The organism is Curtobacterium sp. 320 (genome assembly GCF_031455235.1).
GTDB lineage: Bacteria > Actinomycetota > Actinomycetes > Actinomycetales > Microbacteriaceae > Curtobacterium.
Map to the genome: position 1 here is coordinate 94,526 of NZ_JAVDSI010000009.1, position 15,465 is coordinate 109,990.

At 70.9% G+C, this 15,465-nt stretch carries 17 protein-coding genes; 14 read left to right on the forward strand and 3 right to left on the reverse strand.

Annotation, left to right across the window (positions count from 1 at the left end):
* The first annotated feature begins 3 nt into the window (after positions 1-3).
* The gene (locus tag J2X60_RS13140; protein ID WP_070419134.1) at positions 4-606 is read left to right on the forward strand and encodes a histidine phosphatase family protein; all 603 of its coding nucleotides are present in this window, start codon (positions 4-6) and stop codon (positions 604-606) included.
* On the opposite strand, the gene J2X60_RS13145 is transcribed toward J2X60_RS13140, so the two are convergent.
* Both J2X60_RS13145 and J2X60_RS13150 read right to left on the reverse strand, forming a co-directional pair.
* A complete protein-coding gene (locus J2X60_RS13145; RefSeq protein WP_309888062.1) occupies positions 594-1,085 on the reverse strand; it encodes a DoxX family protein in 492 nt (163 codons plus the stop codon). The two genes, J2X60_RS13140 and J2X60_RS13145, sit on opposite strands and share 13 nt — an antisense overlap.
* Positions 1,086-1,118: 33 nt before the next feature.
* Positions 1,119-1,595: a GNAT family N-acetyltransferase gene (locus tag J2X60_RS13150; protein WP_309888064.1), complete on the reverse strand. Its 477-nt coding sequence runs from the start codon at positions 1,593-1,595 to the stop codon at positions 1,119-1,121.
* Positions 1,596-1,618: 23 nt separating this feature from the next.
* Here J2X60_RS13150 and J2X60_RS13155 point away from each other — a divergent pair, with 23 nt between their 5' ends.
* A complete protein-coding gene (locus tag J2X60_RS13155) occupies positions 1,619-2,365 on the forward strand; it encodes a dihydrodipicolinate reductase C-terminal domain-containing protein (RefSeq protein ID WP_309888066.1) in 747 nt (248 codons plus the stop codon).
* A gap of 5 nt (positions 2,366-2,370) precedes the next feature.
* On the forward strand, positions 2,371-2,832 hold the full coding sequence (locus J2X60_RS13160) for a tetratricopeptide repeat protein (RefSeq protein ID WP_396127799.1): 462 nt from the start codon (positions 2,371-2,373) through the stop codon (positions 2,830-2,832).
* 53 nt (positions 2,833-2,885) lie between these two features.
* Here the strand turns inward: J2X60_RS13160 and J2X60_RS13165 are convergent, their stop codons facing one another.
* Positions 2,886-3,797, reverse strand: coding sequence for a TIGR01777 family oxidoreductase (locus tag J2X60_RS13165; protein ID WP_309888073.1), 912 nt, complete (start codon positions 3,795-3,797; stop codon positions 2,886-2,888).
* 58 nt (positions 3,798-3,855) lie between these two features.
* On the opposite strand from J2X60_RS13165, the gene J2X60_RS13170 reads away from it, so the two are divergent.
* The 11 genes from J2X60_RS13170 to J2X60_RS13220 all read left to right on the forward strand — a co-directional run bounded on the left by J2X60_RS13170 (position 3,856) and on the right by J2X60_RS13220 (position 15,450).
* The gene (locus J2X60_RS13170; RefSeq protein ID WP_309888076.1) at positions 3,856-4,686 is read left to right on the forward strand and encodes a thymidylate synthase; all 831 of its coding nucleotides are present in this window, start codon (positions 3,856-3,858) and stop codon (positions 4,684-4,686) included.
* Positions 4,686-5,204 carry a dihydrofolate reductase gene (locus tag J2X60_RS13175; protein ID WP_309888078.1) on the forward strand — a complete coding sequence of 173 codons (519 nt, stop codon included), beginning with the start codon at positions 4,686-4,688 and terminating at the stop codon, positions 5,202-5,204. Before J2X60_RS13170 ends, J2X60_RS13175 begins: the two co-directional genes overlap by 1 nt.
* A gap of 253 nt (positions 5,205-5,457) precedes the next feature.
* Positions 5,458-6,435, forward strand: a complete 978-nt coding sequence (gene dapA / locus J2X60_RS13180; RefSeq protein ID WP_071295500.1) for a 4-hydroxy-tetrahydrodipicolinate synthase — start codon at positions 5,458-5,460, stop codon at positions 6,433-6,435.
* 48 nt (positions 6,436-6,483) lie between these two features.
* Positions 6,484-8,160 (forward strand): ribonuclease J, encoded by a 1,677-nt coding sequence (locus J2X60_RS13185; RefSeq protein WP_070416509.1) that lies wholly within the window; start codon positions 6,484-6,486, stop codon positions 8,158-8,160.
* A gap of 168 nt (positions 8,161-8,328) precedes the next feature.
* Positions 8,329-11,271: a DNA translocase FtsK gene (locus J2X60_RS13190; protein ID WP_309888081.1), complete on the forward strand. Its 2,943-nt coding sequence runs from the start codon at positions 8,329-8,331 to the stop codon at positions 11,269-11,271.
* Entirely contained in the window at positions 11,268-11,921 is a 654-nt protein-coding gene (gene pgsA, locus J2X60_RS13195) for a CDP-diacylglycerol--glycerol-3-phosphate 3-phosphatidyltransferase (RefSeq protein ID WP_083294987.1), read from the forward strand. Before J2X60_RS13190 ends, pgsA begins: the two co-directional genes overlap by 4 nt.
* A complete protein-coding gene (locus J2X60_RS13200; protein ID WP_302847417.1) occupies positions 11,894-12,469 on the forward strand; it encodes a CinA family protein in 576 nt (191 codons plus the stop codon). The genes pgsA and J2X60_RS13200 overlap by 28 nt, the downstream gene beginning before the upstream one ends.
* 154 nt (positions 12,470-12,623) lie before the next feature.
* Complete coding sequence (locus J2X60_RS13205) at positions 12,624-12,932, forward strand: helix-turn-helix domain-containing protein (RefSeq protein WP_058742950.1); 309 nt, start codon at positions 12,624-12,626, stop codon at positions 12,930-12,932.
* Positions 12,933-13,032: 100 nt separating this feature from the next.
* On the forward strand, positions 13,033-13,257 hold the full coding sequence (locus J2X60_RS13210; RefSeq protein ID WP_022907383.1) for a DUF3046 domain-containing protein: 225 nt from the start codon (positions 13,033-13,035) through the stop codon (positions 13,255-13,257).
* Positions 13,258-13,519: 262 nt separating this feature from the next.
* Positions 13,520-14,587, forward strand: coding sequence for a recombinase RecA (gene recA / locus J2X60_RS13215; RefSeq protein ID WP_070416506.1), 1,068 nt, complete (start codon positions 13,520-13,522; stop codon positions 14,585-14,587).
* Positions 14,584-15,450 (forward strand): regulatory protein RecX, encoded by an 867-nt coding sequence (locus J2X60_RS13220; RefSeq protein WP_309888084.1) that lies wholly within the window; start codon positions 14,584-14,586, stop codon positions 15,448-15,450. The genes recA and J2X60_RS13220 overlap by 4 nt, the downstream gene beginning before the upstream one ends.
* Positions 15,451-15,465: the final 15 nt, after the last annotated feature.

Genomic DNA, 15,465 nt, shown 5'->3' on the forward strand with positions numbered 1-15,465 from the left:
GACATGTCGCACTACCTCTACCTCGTCCGGCACGGAGAACACCAGGACGCCGAACACGGGCTGCGGGACGGCAAGCTGTCCGAGCGCGGCAAGCGGCAGGCGATGCTCGTCGCGGACCGTCTCGGCGGCGTGCCGTTCGACGGCGTCTACCACTCGCCGCTCGAAGCGCCGAGCGAGACCGCGTCGTTCCTGTCGCAGCGGCTCCCGGCGATCGAGCCCGAGCCGTCGACCCTGCTCTTCGACTGCATCCCGTCGGGTCCGACGCCGGACATGCCGCACGCCTACCAGGGGTGGTACGGCGGCATCACGGAAGAAGAGATCGTCGCCGGGCAGGCCCAGATGGGCGATGCGGTGGCGGAGTGGTTCACCCCTGCCCGCGAGGACCGGCACGACCTCCTCATCACGCACAACGCCGTCATCGGCTGGTTCGTGCGCGAGGCGTTCCAGGCGCCGGAGTGGCGCTGGATGGGGACGAACGTGGCGCACACGGCGTTGACGATCATCCGGATCCGCTCGGCCAAGCCGGCCGAGGTCGTCGCGCTCAACGACCTGGCGCACCTGCCCGTCGAACTCAGGACGGGCCTGCCGGTCGGTCAGCCCGTCTGACGGGCCCCGCGCGCCCGGAGTGCGGCGACCCGCGCTCGGAACACCCAGTCCAGCCCGAACGGCCCACCGCCGAGCGCGACCAGCACCACCGCTAGGAGCAGGTACAGCACCTCGGGCAGGTACAGCAGGTCGCTGAACCAGGTCACCGCGTCCGCCGGCCCGAGCTGGTGGACCGCCACGGTCGTGAGCGCGACCGTGCTGATCACGGCGAGGACGGCCGCGGCCGCCCGCGTCACGAGGCCGACGGCGAGCAGCAGGCCGAAGACGAGCTCGCAGCCCGCGACCACGGTGGCCGTGACGTCGGGCACCGGCGCGCCGATCGAGCGGATCGTCTCCGCCATCGCCGCGCGACCCGGAGCGGTCACGGTCTTGTTCCACCCGGACGCGGCGAAGAACAGTCCGAGCGCGATCCGGACGAGCGAGATCGAGAGGAACGGCAGGCGGGTCGGGGAGTCGAGGGCACGGAGGAGCAGGACCACGCCCTGCCGTTCGGAGCGGAGGCGCGGATCGCCTCAGCGCACCGGCTTGCGGTACCAGGCGGTCGCGTTCGGGTTCTCGTTGAACGCGGGTACCCGCTCGTAGCCCCGACCGCGATACATCGCACCGGCGGCGACGAGGGAGTCGTTCGTGTCCAGCACGATCGCCGTCGCGCCGAGCTCGACACCGCGTGCCTCGAGCGCGTCCATGACCGCCGTCGCCACACCGCGTCCTCGTCCCTCCGGGGTCACGAAGACGTGCTTCACCTCGAACCGGACGTCGTCCTCGTCGTCGGGGATCCGGCGGAGGCCGCCGCACCCGACCGCGCGACCTCCGTCGTACGCGACGACGAAGGTGCCGACCGGCGGCGTGAACTCGGCCGCCGGGGTGCGCTTCCGCGAGTACGACCCCTGCGCGCTCGGGAACGTGGCCTCGCGCTCGTCGAGGTACGCGTCGAGCAGGGCGTCGACCTCGGGGATGTCTGCCGGCACGGTCCTGACCTCGAGCGTCATGCGTCGATCCTAGGATGGTGGACATGGTCACTCCCGTCGCCGTCGTCGGCGCCACCGGTCGTCTCGGGGGCCTCGTGGCCGCCGTGGTCGCGGAACTGCCCGACTTCGAGCTCGTCGCGAGCCTGTCCTCGAAGGACGGCGCGCACCAGGCCGGTCCCGACGTGTTCGGCGGCGCGGCGATCGTGGTGGACGTAACCGTCCCGGCGCTCAGCCCCGCGATCGTCGACAACGCCCTCGTGAGCGGCGCGAACGTGCTCGTCGGCACGTCCGGGTGGTCCGGCGACCGACTCGCCACGCTCCGCGCCGGGCTCGAGTCGCGTCCGGAGCAGGGCGTCTTCGTGGTCCCGAACTTCTCGATCGGGTCCGTGCTCGGCACCCACCTGGCGACGATCGCCGCTCCGTGGTTCCCCTCGGTCGAGATCGTCGAGACGCACCACGCCGGCAAGATCGACTCCCCGTCGGGCACCGCGGTCCGCACGGCCGAGCTCATCGCCGACGCCCGGCGTGAGGTCGGTCCGGTTGACGCCCCCCACGTCGACCAGCGCGCGCGGGGGCAGCAGGTCGCGAGCGTCCCGATCCACTCGCTCCGTCTGCCGGGCGTCAAGGCCGTGCAGGACGTGGTGCTGAGTGGCCCCGGCGAGACCCTGACCATCCGGCACGACACGAACGACGACGTCGCCTACGTCGCCGGCATCCGTGCGGCCCTGTCCGCCGTGGGGTCGATGCGCGGCCTCACGGTCGGCCTCGGCAGCGTCCTCGGCATCGGCTGACCGTCGTGCGCCTGACCCGGTCCCTCCGTTCGCCCTTCTGGGGCGCGGCGCTCATGGCGGTGCTGCTGGCGCTGTACATCGTGCTCGTCGGGCAGCGTGCCGTGGCGTTCATCGCGACGGGCATCCCGATCGGCATCGGCATCGGCGTCGCGCTCTTCGTCGTCGCGGCGATCGGTGCGCTGCTGCTCGTGCTCGAGTTCCGCTTCGGCCTGCGCATCACGCGGCTCGGCGCCCGGCTCGAGCAGGAGGGCGGCGCCCCCTCGGACGTCGTCCCGGTCCGTCCCTCGGGGCGTCCCACGCGCGAGGCCGCCGACGAGCTCTTCCCCGAGTACAAGGCCGCCGTCGAGTCCGACCCGACGGACTGGCGCGGGTGGTACCGACTCGGCGTCGTCTACGACGCCGCGGGTGACCGCAAGCGGGCGCGGGCCGCGATGCGCGAAGCGCTCACCAGGGCACGCACGTCCTGACAGGAGGCGCGGTGCGGGCCCGCACCGCGCCTCCGGGCCCGCAGCCGGTCGCGTCAGAACGCGGCGTCGACCGCGTCCTCGGCGCGCTGGTACCGGAACGCGTAGCCGGACTCGAGCAGCTTCGTCGGCACCATCTGCTGGCTCGACAGGAGCATCTCGTCGGCCGCCTGCTGCAGGAGCAGCCGGAGCGCGAACTCCGGGATCCGGAAGAGGTAGGGCCGGTGCAGGTCCTCGGCGACGCGCTTGGTGATGCGGTCGGCGACGGCGGCCTCGGGGCCGGCGAGGTTCACCGGCCCGACGACGTCCGAGGCGTCGGGGCTCGTCGCGAGGTGCACGATCGCGCCCACCTCGTCCTCGAGGGCGATCCACGGCCAGTGCTGCCCACCGGTGCCGAGGCGGCCGCCCAGCCCGGTCTTCGTGAGCGGGACGAGCGGTGCGAGCGCGCCGCCGCCCTTCCCGACGACGATGCCGGTGCGGAGCGTCACGACGCGGACGCCCTCGGGAGCGGCGTTCGCTGCTGCCTCCCACGCGGTGCAGACCTCGGCGAGGAAGCCGGTGCCGGCGGCCGCGTCGTCCTGCAGGACGTCGGCCGGGCGGTCGCCGTAGACCCCCGAGGCCGAGCCCGAGAGGAACAGCGGCGGCGGGTTCGTCGCGTGGCGCATTGCCTCGACGAGAGTCTCGGTGGCGGACACCCGCGACTGCAGGATCTCCCGCTTGTAAGTCTCGGTCCAGGGGAGCTTGCCGATGTTCGCGCCGGCGAGGTTGATCACGACGTCGGCGCCGTCGAGGATCGCCGGGTCGAGCTTCCGGGTGCCCGGGGACCAGCGGAACTCGCTCGCCGTGCGCGGCTCGCGTCGGACGAGGGTGGTGACGTGGTGCCCGGCCTCGCGCAGGGCGTGGACGAGGGGTGTACCGATGAAGCCGGACGCACCGGCGAGCAGGATCGAGAGCGGCGCTGTCGTCATGTCGCTCACGCTACTCAACTGCCCGTGGATGTCTCCGGCTCGTCGTAGGCTCGTGGTCGTGACCGACAGCGAGACCGTGCAGCCCGACCCCACCGTCGCGACCCCCTACGAGGACCTGCTGCGGCGTGTCCTCACCGAAGGGACTCCGAAGGGCGACCGCACCGGGACGGGGACCCGCAGCCTGTTCGGCGCACAGCTCCGGTACGACCTGTCGAAGGGCTTCCCGCTCGTCACGACGAAGCGGGTGCACTTCAAGTCCGTCGCCTACGAGCTGCTCTGGTTCCTGCGCGGCGACGGCAATGCCCGCTGGCTGCAGGAGCACGGCGTCCGGATCTGGAACGAGTGGGCGGACGAGGACGGCGACCTCGGCCCGGTGTACGGCGTGCAGTGGCGTTCGTGGCCGACGCCGTCGGGGGAGCACGTCGACCAGATCGCCCAGGTCATCGAGCAGATCACGACGAACCCGGACAGCCGCCGCCTGATCGTCTCGGCGTGGAACGTCGCCGACATCCCCGAGATGGCGCTCGCCCCGTGCCACGCGTTCTTCCAGTTCTACGTGAACGACGGCAAGCTCTCGTGCCAGCTCTACCAGCGGAGCGCGGACATGTTCCTCGGCGTCCCGTTCAACATCGCCTCGTACGCGCTGCTCACCCACATGATCGCGGCGCAGACCGGGCTCGAGGTCGGCGAGTTCGTGTGGACCGGCGGCGACTGCCACGTCTACGACAACCACGTCGAGCAGGTGGAGGAGCAGCTGTCCCGTACCGCGTACGCGCTCCCCACACTCGAGCTCGCGCCGCGCGACTCGATCGACGACTACGAGTACGAGGACTTCACGGTCGTCGGCTACCACCACCACCCGGCGATCACGGCCACGGTCGCTGTCTGATGTCGTCCTCGTGGACCGAACCCGTCCGTGGTGTCGGGATGGTCTGGGCGCGCTCGACCAACGGCGTGATCGGGGCCGACGGCGGGATGCCGTGGCACGTGCCCGAGGACCTCGCGCACTTCCGGCAGGTCACCGGCGACGCGACCGTCCTGATGGGGCGCCGCACGTGGGAGTCGTTGCCGGAGCGCTTCCGGCCGCTGCCCGGGCGGCGGAACGTCGTGCTGACGCGGGACGCCTCGTGGACGGCCGACGGGGCCGAGGTCGTGCACGACCTGGCGACCGCGCTGGACACCGACGAGGCCGTGTGGATCATGGGCGGCGGGCAGGTGTACGCGGCGGGGATGCCCTTCGCCGACCGGGTCTCCGAGACGGTGATCGACGCCGAGGTGCCGGGGGACACCGTGGCGCCGACGCTCGCCGGGGTGGCCGGATGGTCGCTCGTCGACGAGGGGCCGTGGCAGGAGTCGCGCGTCGACGGGACGCGCTACCGCTTCCTCGAGTGGCGCCGGCGCGCGTAGCGCCGGGCGCCGCCGCGGGCGCCGCGCGCCGCGGGCGGCGCACAACCAAAGACACGTCGCGCCGCGCCTTTCCGCGGTTCCCCGTGACTTCCGTTGTGCGAACGCGGCGGACGCAGCGGCCGCGCCGCGCCAGCGCCGGACGGCCACGCACCGCGCGGCCGCAGCGCGTGGGGCGGGGTCGAGCCGCGCCTCCTGGGCCGCACCGTCCACGCGGACGGCAGCCCTCGCGCGCATCCCCGGTACGCTGGTGCCCGTGTCCCCGCGTGAGAATCCCTTCGGTCAGGTCCTCGTCGCCCTCGTGACCCCGTTCACGGCCGACGGCGAGGTCGACTGGCCCGGCGTCGAGCAGCACATCGACGACTGCATCACCGCCGGCGCCGACGGCATCGTGGTCACCGGCACGACCGGTGAGACGAGCACGCTGACCGACCCCGAGAAGCTCCGGCTGGTCGAGGTCGGCAAGTCCGTCGCCGCGGGCCGCGCGAAGATCATCACGGGTGGCGGGTCGAACGAGACCGCACACGCGATCCACCTCTACAAGCAGAGCGAGAAGGCCGGCGCCGACGGTGTGATGATCGTCACGCCGTACTACAACAAGCCGACCCAGTCCGGTGTGCTCACCCACTTCCGGATGATCGCCGACGCGACCGACCTGCCGGTGATCCTGTACGACATCCCCGGTCGCACGGGCATCCCGATCACGTACGAGACGATCGTGCGGGCCTCGCACCACCCGAACATCCTCGCGGTGAAGGACGCCAAGGGCGACTTCGCCGAGGTGTCCCGGGTGCTCAACAACACCGACCTCATGTACTTCTCGGGCGACGACACGAACGTGCTCCCGCACCTGTCGATCGGCGCGACGGGGCTCATCGGCGTCACGGCGAACATCACGTCGACGCCGTACCGCACCATCGTCGACGCCGTGAACCGGGGCGACCTGGCCACCGCGACCGCCGAGCACAAGCGCGTCGAACCCCTCGTCCGTGCCGTGATGACGCACGTTCCGGGTACCGTGGCGGCGAAGTACATCCTGCACGGGCTCGGCCGCATCGGCAGCCCGCGCGTCCGGTTGCCGCTCGTCGGCCCCGAGGACTCCGAGGCGTACGCCATCGAGACCTCGCTCGAAGCCGTCCGGGACATCCCGGGCGCCGACTTCTCCAACTTCCGCCCCGACCGCAACGCAGCGGCCGGCGGTGCTCTTCCGAAGGTGCCAGGCACCACCCGCTAGCGAACACGCGGCGCGCAGGACGCGCGTCGCCCGAATCCGTAGGACCGAATGCCCACACAGATCTCCGAACCGCAGCCGCTCGAAGCCGGCACCCTCCGCGTCATCCCCGTCGGGGGACTCGGCGAGATCGGTCGCAACATGACCGTGTACGAGTACGAGGGCAAGCTGCTCATCGTCGACGCCGGCGTGCTCTTCCCCGAGGAACACCAGCCCGGGGTCGACCTGATCCTGCCGGACTTCGCGCCGATCCGGGACCGCCTCGACGACGTCCTCGGCGTCGTGCTCACGCACGGCCACGAGGACCACATCGGTGCCGTCCCGTACCTGCTGAAGCTCCGCGACGACATCCCGCTGATCGGCTCCACGCTGACCCTCGCGCTCGTCGAGGCGAAGCTCAAGGAACACCGGATCAAGCCGTACACGCTCGTCGTGGCCGAGGACCAGACCGAGCAGCTCGGCCCGTTCCACCTCGAGTTCGTGGCCGTCAACCACTCCATCCCGGACGCCCTCGCCGTCGCGATCACGACCCCCGCCGGTCGTGTCCTGCACACGGGTGACTTCAAGATGGACCAGCTCCCGCTGGACGACCGCATCACCGACCTCCGTGCCTTCGCACGCCTGGGGGAGCAGGGCGTCGACCTGTTCCTGCCGGACTCGACCAACGCCGACGTGCCGGGCTTCACCGCGCCCGAGCGCGACATCGGACCCGTGCTCGAGAACATCATCACGCGCGCCCGCAAGAAGGTCGTCGTGGCGAGCTTCTCGTCGCACGTGCACCGTGTGCAGCAGGTCCTCGACGCCGCCGCCGCCGCGAACCGCAAGGTCGCGTTCATGGGCCGCTCGATGATCCGCAACATGACGATCGCCGCCGACCTCGGCTACCTCCGGGTGCCCGAGAACGTGCTCATCGACACGAAGAAGGCGAAGAACGTCCCCGACGACCAGATCGTCTACATGTCGACCGGGTCGCAGGGCGAGCCGATGGCCGTGCTCGCGCGCATGGCCAACCTCGAGCACCAGATCGAGATCGGCGAGGGCGACACCGTCATCCTCGCCTCGTCGCTGATCCCGGGCAACGAGAACGCCGTGTACCGCGTCATCGACGGGCTCACCAAGCTCGGCGCGAAGGTCGTGCACAAGGGCAACGCCAAGGTGCACGTCTCCGGACACGCGTCGGCCGGCGAACTGCTCTACTGCTACAACATCCTCCGGCCGAAGAACGTGCTGCCCGTGCACGGCGAGCACCGCCACCTGTACGCCAGCGCGGACCTCGCGATCCAGACCGGTGTGCCGCCGCGGAACGTCATCCTCGGCCAGGACGGCATCGTCGTCGACCTGAAGGACGGCGAGGTCCGGGTCGCCGGCCAGCTGGACATCGGGTACGTCTACGTCGACGGGTCGACCGTGGGCGAGATCACCGACGCCGACCTCAAGGACCGCCGGGTCCTCGCGGAAGAGGGCTTCATCTCGATCTTCGCCGCGGTGGACTTCACCACCGGCCAGTGCGTCGTCGGCCCGGAGATCCAGTCGCGCGGCTTCGCCGAGGACGACTCGGTCTTCGACGACGTCCGTCCGCAGATCGCGAAGGCGCTCGCCGAGGCGGCCGCGAACGGCACGCGCGACGGGCACGCCTTCGGGCAGGTCGTCCGCCGGACCGTGGGTCGATGGGTGAACACGAAGCACCGTCGTCGTCCGATGATCGTGCCGGTGGTCATCGAGGCGTAGCGCTCGTCGCGACCACCGCGCACGTCGCGGTGGTCGCAGTGGCCGTGTCCAGGAGGCGCGGTGCACGTTCCTGACGGACGTGCACCGCGCCTCCTGGCACGTTCCGGCCTGTCGGCTGACCGGCGGGCCGCGCTCGGTTTGTCCTGAGGGGGGATTAGGGTTCTGCCCATGGCCGGAGGCACCAAGTCGACCACGCGCTCGCGCGCGTCCTCGTCGTCCCGTGGAAACGGGACGCGTGGCTCGTCGCGCACCCAGGCCACGACGAAGAAGCTGCCGCAGGCCGCACCGACCCCGGTCTTCCGAGAACAGAACCCCCTCGTGACGTTCTGGCTCGCGATGGCGCACGGCGTCGGCGCGGTCTTCCGCCTGCTCGGCACGGAGACGCTCGAGAAGGACCAGCGGCGCGACGGGTTCCCGTTCCTGCTCTTCGTGCTGGCCGTCGCCGGCGCGGTGGTCGAGTGGCTCAACCCGTCGAACGCCGTCTCGGTGGCGCTCGACGCGTACACGTTCGGCGGGCTGTTCGGCCGACTGGCCTTCGCGTTGCCCGTCATCATGGTCGTATTCGCCGGGTGGCTCTTCCGGCACCCGGCGTCCGTGCACGACAACACCCGGATCGGGATCGGCCTCGGCCTGCTGTTGGTGTCGATCGCGGCGCTCTGCCACGTGTTCGGCGGGCAGCCGAGCGCCTCGGACGGCATGCCCGCGCTGGCGACCGCCGGCGGTGTCATCGGCTGGGTCGTGATCGCCTGGCTCGTCGCGGTCGCGACGGAGTGGGTGGCGGTGCCGGTCGCGGTGCTGCTGCTCGTGCTCTCGCTCTTCATCATCACCAAGACGCCGCCGAACAAGATCGGTCGGCGGCTGCACGAGCTCTACGCGTACCTGTTCGGCGCGCCAGCGCCGGCGACCGAGACGGACGAGCCCGTCGCCGAGGCGCCCGCCGCACGGACCAAGCCGACGAAGAAGCGCGGCGCGAAGGGCGACACCGACTTCCAGCTGTTCGACGACCTCGGCTTCGAGGACGACAAGGCCGCCGAGTCCGACGCCGAGGGCGGGACCATCCCGTGGTGGCGCCGGAACAAGTCCGGTCGCGAAGAGGACCCCGCGTACGACAGCCCCGTGATCAGCGGTGCGACGTCGACCGTCCCCCCGGCCGCAGCAGCCGCGCCGGCACCCGGCCCGAACGCCGGTGCCGCCGCCGGTCTGGTCGACCACACGCCGGCCGAGCCCGGTTCGGTCAACCTCAACGACTCGGTCGAGCAGGACCTGCAGATCGCCGAACAGGCCCTGCGTGACTTCGGGACCCCGGTGCCGGAACGCCCCGCGCCGGCCGAGGTCGTCCGTCCGGACGCCTCGGTGTCGCCGGTGGTCTCGCCGTCGCTCCCGGCCGAGGACCTCTCCGTCGACGCCGCCGACGACACGGACGGCCTGCCCCCGGTGGCCGGCCCCGACGAAGACCCGGCCGCGCCCTACCGGCTGCCGGCCGCCACGACGCTGAGCTCCGGCACGCCGTCGGTCGCACGCAGCCAGGCGAACGACGACATCGTCGCCGCCATCACGAGCGTCCTCACCGAGTTCAAGGTGGACGCGAAGGTCACCGGGTTCTCCCGTGGGCCGACGGTGACCCGGTACGAGATCGAGCTCGGCCCCGGCGTGAAGGTCGAGCGCGTCACCGCCCTGTCGAAGAACCTGTCGTACGCGGTCGCCTCGAACGAGGTCCGCATCCTGTCGCCGATCCCGGGCAAGAGCGCGATCGGCGTCGAGATCCCGAACACCGACCGCGAGACCGTCTCCCTCGGTGACGTCCTGCGCTCGAACGCCGCTCGCAAGTCCAAGCACCCGATGACGATCGGCGTCGGCAAGGACGTCGAGGGCGGTTTCGTCGTGGCCAACCTCGCGAAGATGCCGCACCTGCTCGTCGCCGGCTCCACCGGGTCCGGCAAGTCGGTGTTCATCAACTCGATGATCACGTCGCTGCTCATGCGCGCGAAGCCGTCCGAGGTCCGCATGGTCCTCGTCGACCCGAAGCGCGTCGAGCTCTCGATCTACGCCGGCGTCCCGCACCTCATCACGCCCATCATCACGAACCCGAAGAAGGCGGCCGAGGCGCTGCAGTGGGTCGTGAAGGAGATGGACATGCGGTACGACGACCTCGCGTCGTTCGGGTTCCGGCACGTCGACGACTTCAACAAGGCGATCGCGAACAACGAGATCGTCCTTCCGGCCGGCAGCGAGCGGAAGCTCAAGCCGTACCCGTACCTGCTCGTCGTCGTCGACGAGCTCGCCGACCTCATGCTCGTCGCGCCGCGTGACGTCGAGGAGTCGATCGTCCGCATCACCCAGCTCGCCCGTGCCGCCGGCATCCACCTGGTGCTCGCGACGCAGCGTCCGTCGGTCGACGTCATCACCGGGCTCATCAAGGCGAACGTGCCGTCTCGGATCGCCTTCGCGGTGACCAGCGTCACCGACTCCCGGGTCATCCTCGACCAGCCGGGCGCCGACAAGCTCATCGGGCAGGGCGACGCCCTCTTCCTGCCGATGGGGTCGTCGAAGTCGCTCCGCGTCCAGGGTGCCTGGGTGCAGGAGAGCGAGGTCGCCGAGGTCGTCCAGCACGTCACCCGCCAGGCCCGTCCGGAGTACCGCCAGGACGTCCAGGCCGTGGTCGAGCGCAAGGAGATCGACGCGGACATCGGCGACGACCTCGAGCTGCTCCTCGCGGCGGTCGAGCAGGTCGTGTCGACGCAGTTCGGGTCGACCTCGATGCTCCAGCGCAAGCTCCGCGTCGGGTTCGCCAAGGCCGGCCGTCTGATGGACCTCATGGAGTCCCGCGACATCGTGGGGCCGTCCGAGGGCTCGAAGGCGCGCGACGTCCTCGTGACGACCGACCAGCTGCCGGCCGTGCTCGCGAAGCTCCGGGGCGAGGAGCCACCAGCGGGTGCTGCCCCGGCAGCCCCGGCTGCCGGTCCGGCGCCCACGGCTCCGGCGCCGGCGTCCGCCCCGACCGACGACGGCGACCGCTACGGTGCCGACCCGGTGGCGGACATGACGCGCGGGTACGATGAAGCAGACGACGAGCCCGATGAGGACGCGTGGGGACTGACGGGCAGGGAGTGAGTGCGATGACCGCCTCGGACAGCACGGAGACCACGCACGGCGCACGCTTCCCGTGGCGCGGACGACTCCTGCGCAAGGGCCCCGGCCCGGCGTCGACGGGCAACGTCGCGAACATCATCACGGTCGTGCGCATCCTCATGGCGCCGCTGTTCTTCGTGCTGCTCCTGACGGACGCCGGCACCGACGGGCCGCTGCGCATCTGGGCGGCCGTCGTGTTCGTGGTCGCCATCGTCACGGACAGCGCCGACGGCATCATCGCCCGCCGGCAGAACCTCGTCACGGACTTCGGGAAGCTCGTCGACCCGATCGCGGACAAGGTCCTCATCGGCGGTGCGCTCGTCGCGCTGTCGATCCTCGGCGAGCTCCCCTGGTACGTGACCGTGCTGATCATGGTGCGCGAGATCGGCATCACGGTCTTCCGGTTCGCGGTGCTCTCGGACCGGGTGATCCCGGCGAGCCGGGGCGGCAAGATCAAGACCGTGCTGCAGGCCGTCGCGTTGACCGCCGCGCTCTTCCCGTGGTGGAACCTCGTGGGGGACTGGGCGCACTGGGTGAACGGCATCCTGATGACCGCGGCCTTCCTGGCGACCATCCTGAGCGGCATCGACTACCTGTACCAGGCGTGGAAGCACAACCGGACCACCGCGTGACGGCGGCCGACGACGTCACCGGCACCGCGCCTCCAGGACACGACACCGGACCCGACGTCCGGACGTCCGCCCGCGACCTCGTCGCGCGCCTGACCGAACGGGGCGACACCGTCGCCGTGGCGGAGTCGCTCACCGGTGGACTCGTCGTCGCGACCCTCGTCGGCGTGCCGGGCGCCAGCGCCGTGGTGCGCGGGGGAGTCGTGGCCTACGCGACGCCCGTGAAGCACACCGTGCTCGGCGTCTCGTCGGCGCTGCTCGCGTCCAACGGTGCCGTCGACCCCGAGGTGGCCCGGCAGATGGCCTCGGGCGTGCGAGCAGCACTCGCGGTCGACGGCGCACCCGCGACCTGGGGCATCAGCACGACCGGTGTCGCCGGACCCGACCCGCAGGACGGTCAGCCGGTGGGGACGGTCTTCGTCGGCATCGCGGACGCCGACGGTGCCCAGGCGTACGAGTTGCACCTCGACGGCGATCGCGATGCAATCCGCTGGGCGACCGTCTCCGAACTCCTGGCACGGATGTCGTCCACGATCCGGGCCCGGGAATAGGTCCCGTTTCCACTGGGTTACATCTCACGCAATCTCCAGCAGTAGAGCAGCCGGCGTGGTTAGCATGCTGCAACCGGCAACGCTACTGTTGCTGAACCCGAACTCGGCCATCAGGACCGAGCGGGCGCGGAGACGACAGAGAGGAGGAGTTCTCATGGTTCTCGTTCGTCAGGAAATCGGCGACGTTCTGCGGGACTTCCGCTTGCAGAAGGGCCGGACCCTCCGTCAGGTCGCGTCCAAGGCCAGCGTGGCTCTCGGGTACCTCAGCGAGGTCGAGCGTGGGCAGAAGGAAGCCAGCTCGGAGATCCTCGCGTCCGTCGCGGACGCGCTGGACACCCCCATCTCGACCATCATGCGTGAGGTCGGCGACCGTCTCGCGGTGGTCGAGGGGCTCACCCCGGTGCCCGACACGCTCCCGGACGACCTCGTCGCCGAGTTCGACAACGACCTCGCGGTGCGCTGACGCCACCGCTTCCCGAACGCCCCCGCTGGTCCGCCAGCGGGGGCGTTCGGCGTTCCGGGGCCGTGCTCTGGCGTCGGGGCGGCGCGGTTACGCTGGGATGATGCGTGTGAGTGAGTTCTGGCGGGCCGTCGACCAGGTGTTCGGCGATGCCTACGGTGCCGTCGTCAGTCGTGACGTGGTGCTCGAGGAACTCGGCGGACGCTCGGCGGCCGAGGCGCTCGACGCGGGCATCGATGCGCGCCGCGTGTGGGAGGCGCTGTGCGAGTCGCAGGACGTCCCGCTCGAGAAGCGGCACGGCAAGGGGCTGGCGGAACCGCGGGACTGACGCGCGGTCTCCGTCCGAAACTCTGTTCGGCGTGTTGCTCGAACGGGTGTTCGATCGGTGGTAGCTTCCTCCACAGCGGCGCTGTCCGGAGAGTTCGTCCACAGATCGCGCGGTCGTCGGCAGTGATGTCGGTGGCCCGCCCTAGGTTCGAGTCAACGGGAACAGCCCGAAGCCTTGTCGCTGAAGCACCGGCCCTGCACCACCGGCCGGGTGGACGCGACAGCCTACAGGCGGCCGACACCGAGCACGAAGGAAGCACACCATGCCCTCACCCCAGGACCGCGAGAAGGCCCTCGAGACCGCTCTCGCCCAGATCGACCGTCAGTTCGGCAAGGGCACGGTCATGCGCCTCGGCTCGGACGAGCGCGCCCCCGTCGCCACCATCCCGACCGGTTCGGTCGCCCTCGACGTCGCGCTCGGCATCGGCGGGCTCCCGCGTGGCCGCATCATCGAGATCTACGGCCCGGAGTCGTCGGGTAAGACGACCCTGACGCTGCACGCCATCGCCAACGCCCAGCGCGCCGGCGGCATCGCGGCCTTCATCGACGCGGAACACGCGCTCGACCCCGAGTACGCGAAGAAGCTCGGCGTCGACATCGACGCGCTGCTCGTCTCCCAGCCGGACACCGGTGAGCAGGCGCTCGAGATCGCCGACATGCTCGTCCGTTCCGGCTCGATCGACCTCGTCGTCATCGACTCCGTCGCGGCGCTCGTGCCCCGCGCCGAGATCGAGGGCGAGATGGGTGACTCGCACGTCGGTCTGCAGGCGCGCCTCATGTCGCAGGCACTCCGCAAGCTCGCCGGTGGCCTGAACCAGACGCAGACCACGATGATCTTCATCAACCAGCTGCGCGAGAAGATCGGTGTGTTCTTCGGCAGCCCCGAGACCACCGCCGGCGGTAAGGCGCTCAAGTTCTACGCGTCGGTCCGCCTCGACATCCGTCGCATCGAGACGCTCAAGAGCGGTACCGACGCGGTCGGCAACCGCACCCGCGTCAAGGTCGTCAAGAACAAGATGGCCCCGCCCTTCAAGCAGGCCGAGTTCGACATCCTGTACGGCACGGGCATCTCGCGCGAGGGCTCGTTGCTCGACTTCGGCGTCGACCACGGCATCGTCAAGAAGTCCGGTGCCTGGTACACGTACGACGGCGACCAGCTCGGGCAGGGCAAGGAGAACTCGCGGTCGTTCCTGATCCAGAACCCCGAGATCGCTGCTGAGATCGAGGGCAAGATCCTCGCCAAGCTCGGTGTCGGCGGTGCGTCGGCCGAGGCGGTCGAGGCTCCCGTCGAGTCGATCGCGCCGAAGATCGCGGAGCGCAAGGGCGCGTGACGACCGACCACGACGGCGACGAGGACCTCGCACCGGTCACCGACCTGTTCGGTGCGCGCGGTGCGCGGTCCCGTCGCCGACCCGCGGCTGGGCCGGAGACGGCGGGCGACACGGATGCCGTGACGGACCACGGCGGAGCCGACGCCGACGCGCCGGTCCCGCTGCCGATCCAGGGCGCTCGGGCGCAGGCGGAGTGGCTCTCGCCCGTCGTCGGGGACGGCAGCGGCCGCAGTGCCCGTGCCGAGCAGGACGGCTACGACGACGACCGGACGGCAGACGCCACGACGGCGTCCGTGTTCGCGATCGACGGCGGTGCCGAACTCGACCCCGCGGACGCCCCACGGCCGATCGACGAACAGCGTGCCGACGCCGAGCGGCTCAGCATGCGCGCGCTCGGTCGCAAGGGCGTCAGCGAGTCCGAGCTGCGCACGATGCTGACCAAGAACGACCTCGACCCGGACGTCGTCGAGCACGAGATCGAGCGGCTCACCCGCGTCGGACTCGTGGACGACGTGGCGCTCGCGACCGACCTCGTCGACCGCCTGCACGACCGCAAGGGTCTGGGGCGCCAGGGCGTCGTCGCCGAACTGCGGCGCCGCGGCATCGACCAGGTCGCGATCGACGCGGCGCTCGAGGCAGCCGCCGATGACGAGGACGACGAGTTCGTCCGGGCGATCGACCTCGCGCAGAAGCGTGCCGGGCAGCTCCGCGGGCTCGACCGGGCGACGGCGGAACGACGGCTCTCGGGCTTCCTGATGCGCAAGGGCTACAACGGCGGCATCGTGCGGATCGCGGTCGAGCGTGCGCTCGACGGCGGTGGGCGTCCGCCGGCAGGACCTCGCGGCTCCGTCCGCTTCGAGTAGCGTCGCGACGGTTTT

Bases quoted from the DNA above. Each gene is read 5' to 3' on its own strand.
- J2X60_RS13140 (WP_070419134.1), top strand. From the start codon at position 4: ATGTCGCACTACCTCTACCTCGTCCGGCACGGAGAACACCAGGACGCC.
- J2X60_RS13150 (WP_309888064.1), bottom strand. From the start codon at position 1,595: ATGACGCTCGAGGTCAGGACCGTGCCGGCAGACATCCCCGAGGTCGAC.
- J2X60_RS13155 (WP_309888066.1), top strand. From the start codon at position 1,619: ATGGTCACTCCCGTCGCCGTCGTCGGCGCCACCGGTCGTCTCGGGGGC.
- J2X60_RS13165 (WP_309888073.1), bottom strand. From the start codon at position 3,797: ATGACGACAGCGCCGCTCTCGATCCTGCTCGCCGGTGCGTCCGGCTTC.
- J2X60_RS13175 (WP_309888078.1), top strand. From the start codon at position 4,686: ATGTCGTCCTCGTGGACCGAACCCGTCCGTGGTGTCGGGATGGTCTGG.
- J2X60_RS13185 (WP_070416509.1), top strand. From the start codon at position 6,484: ATGCCCACACAGATCTCCGAACCGCAGCCGCTCGAAGCCGGCACCCTC.
- J2X60_RS13190 (WP_309888081.1), top strand. From the start codon at position 8,329: ATGGCCGGAGGCACCAAGTCGACCACGCGCTCGCGCGCGTCCTCGTCG.
- J2X60_RS13205 (WP_058742950.1), top strand. From the start codon at position 12,624: ATGGTTCTCGTTCGTCAGGAAATCGGCGACGTTCTGCGGGACTTCCGC.
- J2X60_RS13210 (WP_022907383.1), top strand. From the start codon at position 13,033: ATGCGTGTGAGTGAGTTCTGGCGGGCCGTCGACCAGGTGTTCGGCGAT.
- recA (WP_070416506.1), top strand. From the start codon at position 13,520: ATGCCCTCACCCCAGGACCGCGAGAAGGCCCTCGAGACCGCTCTCGCC.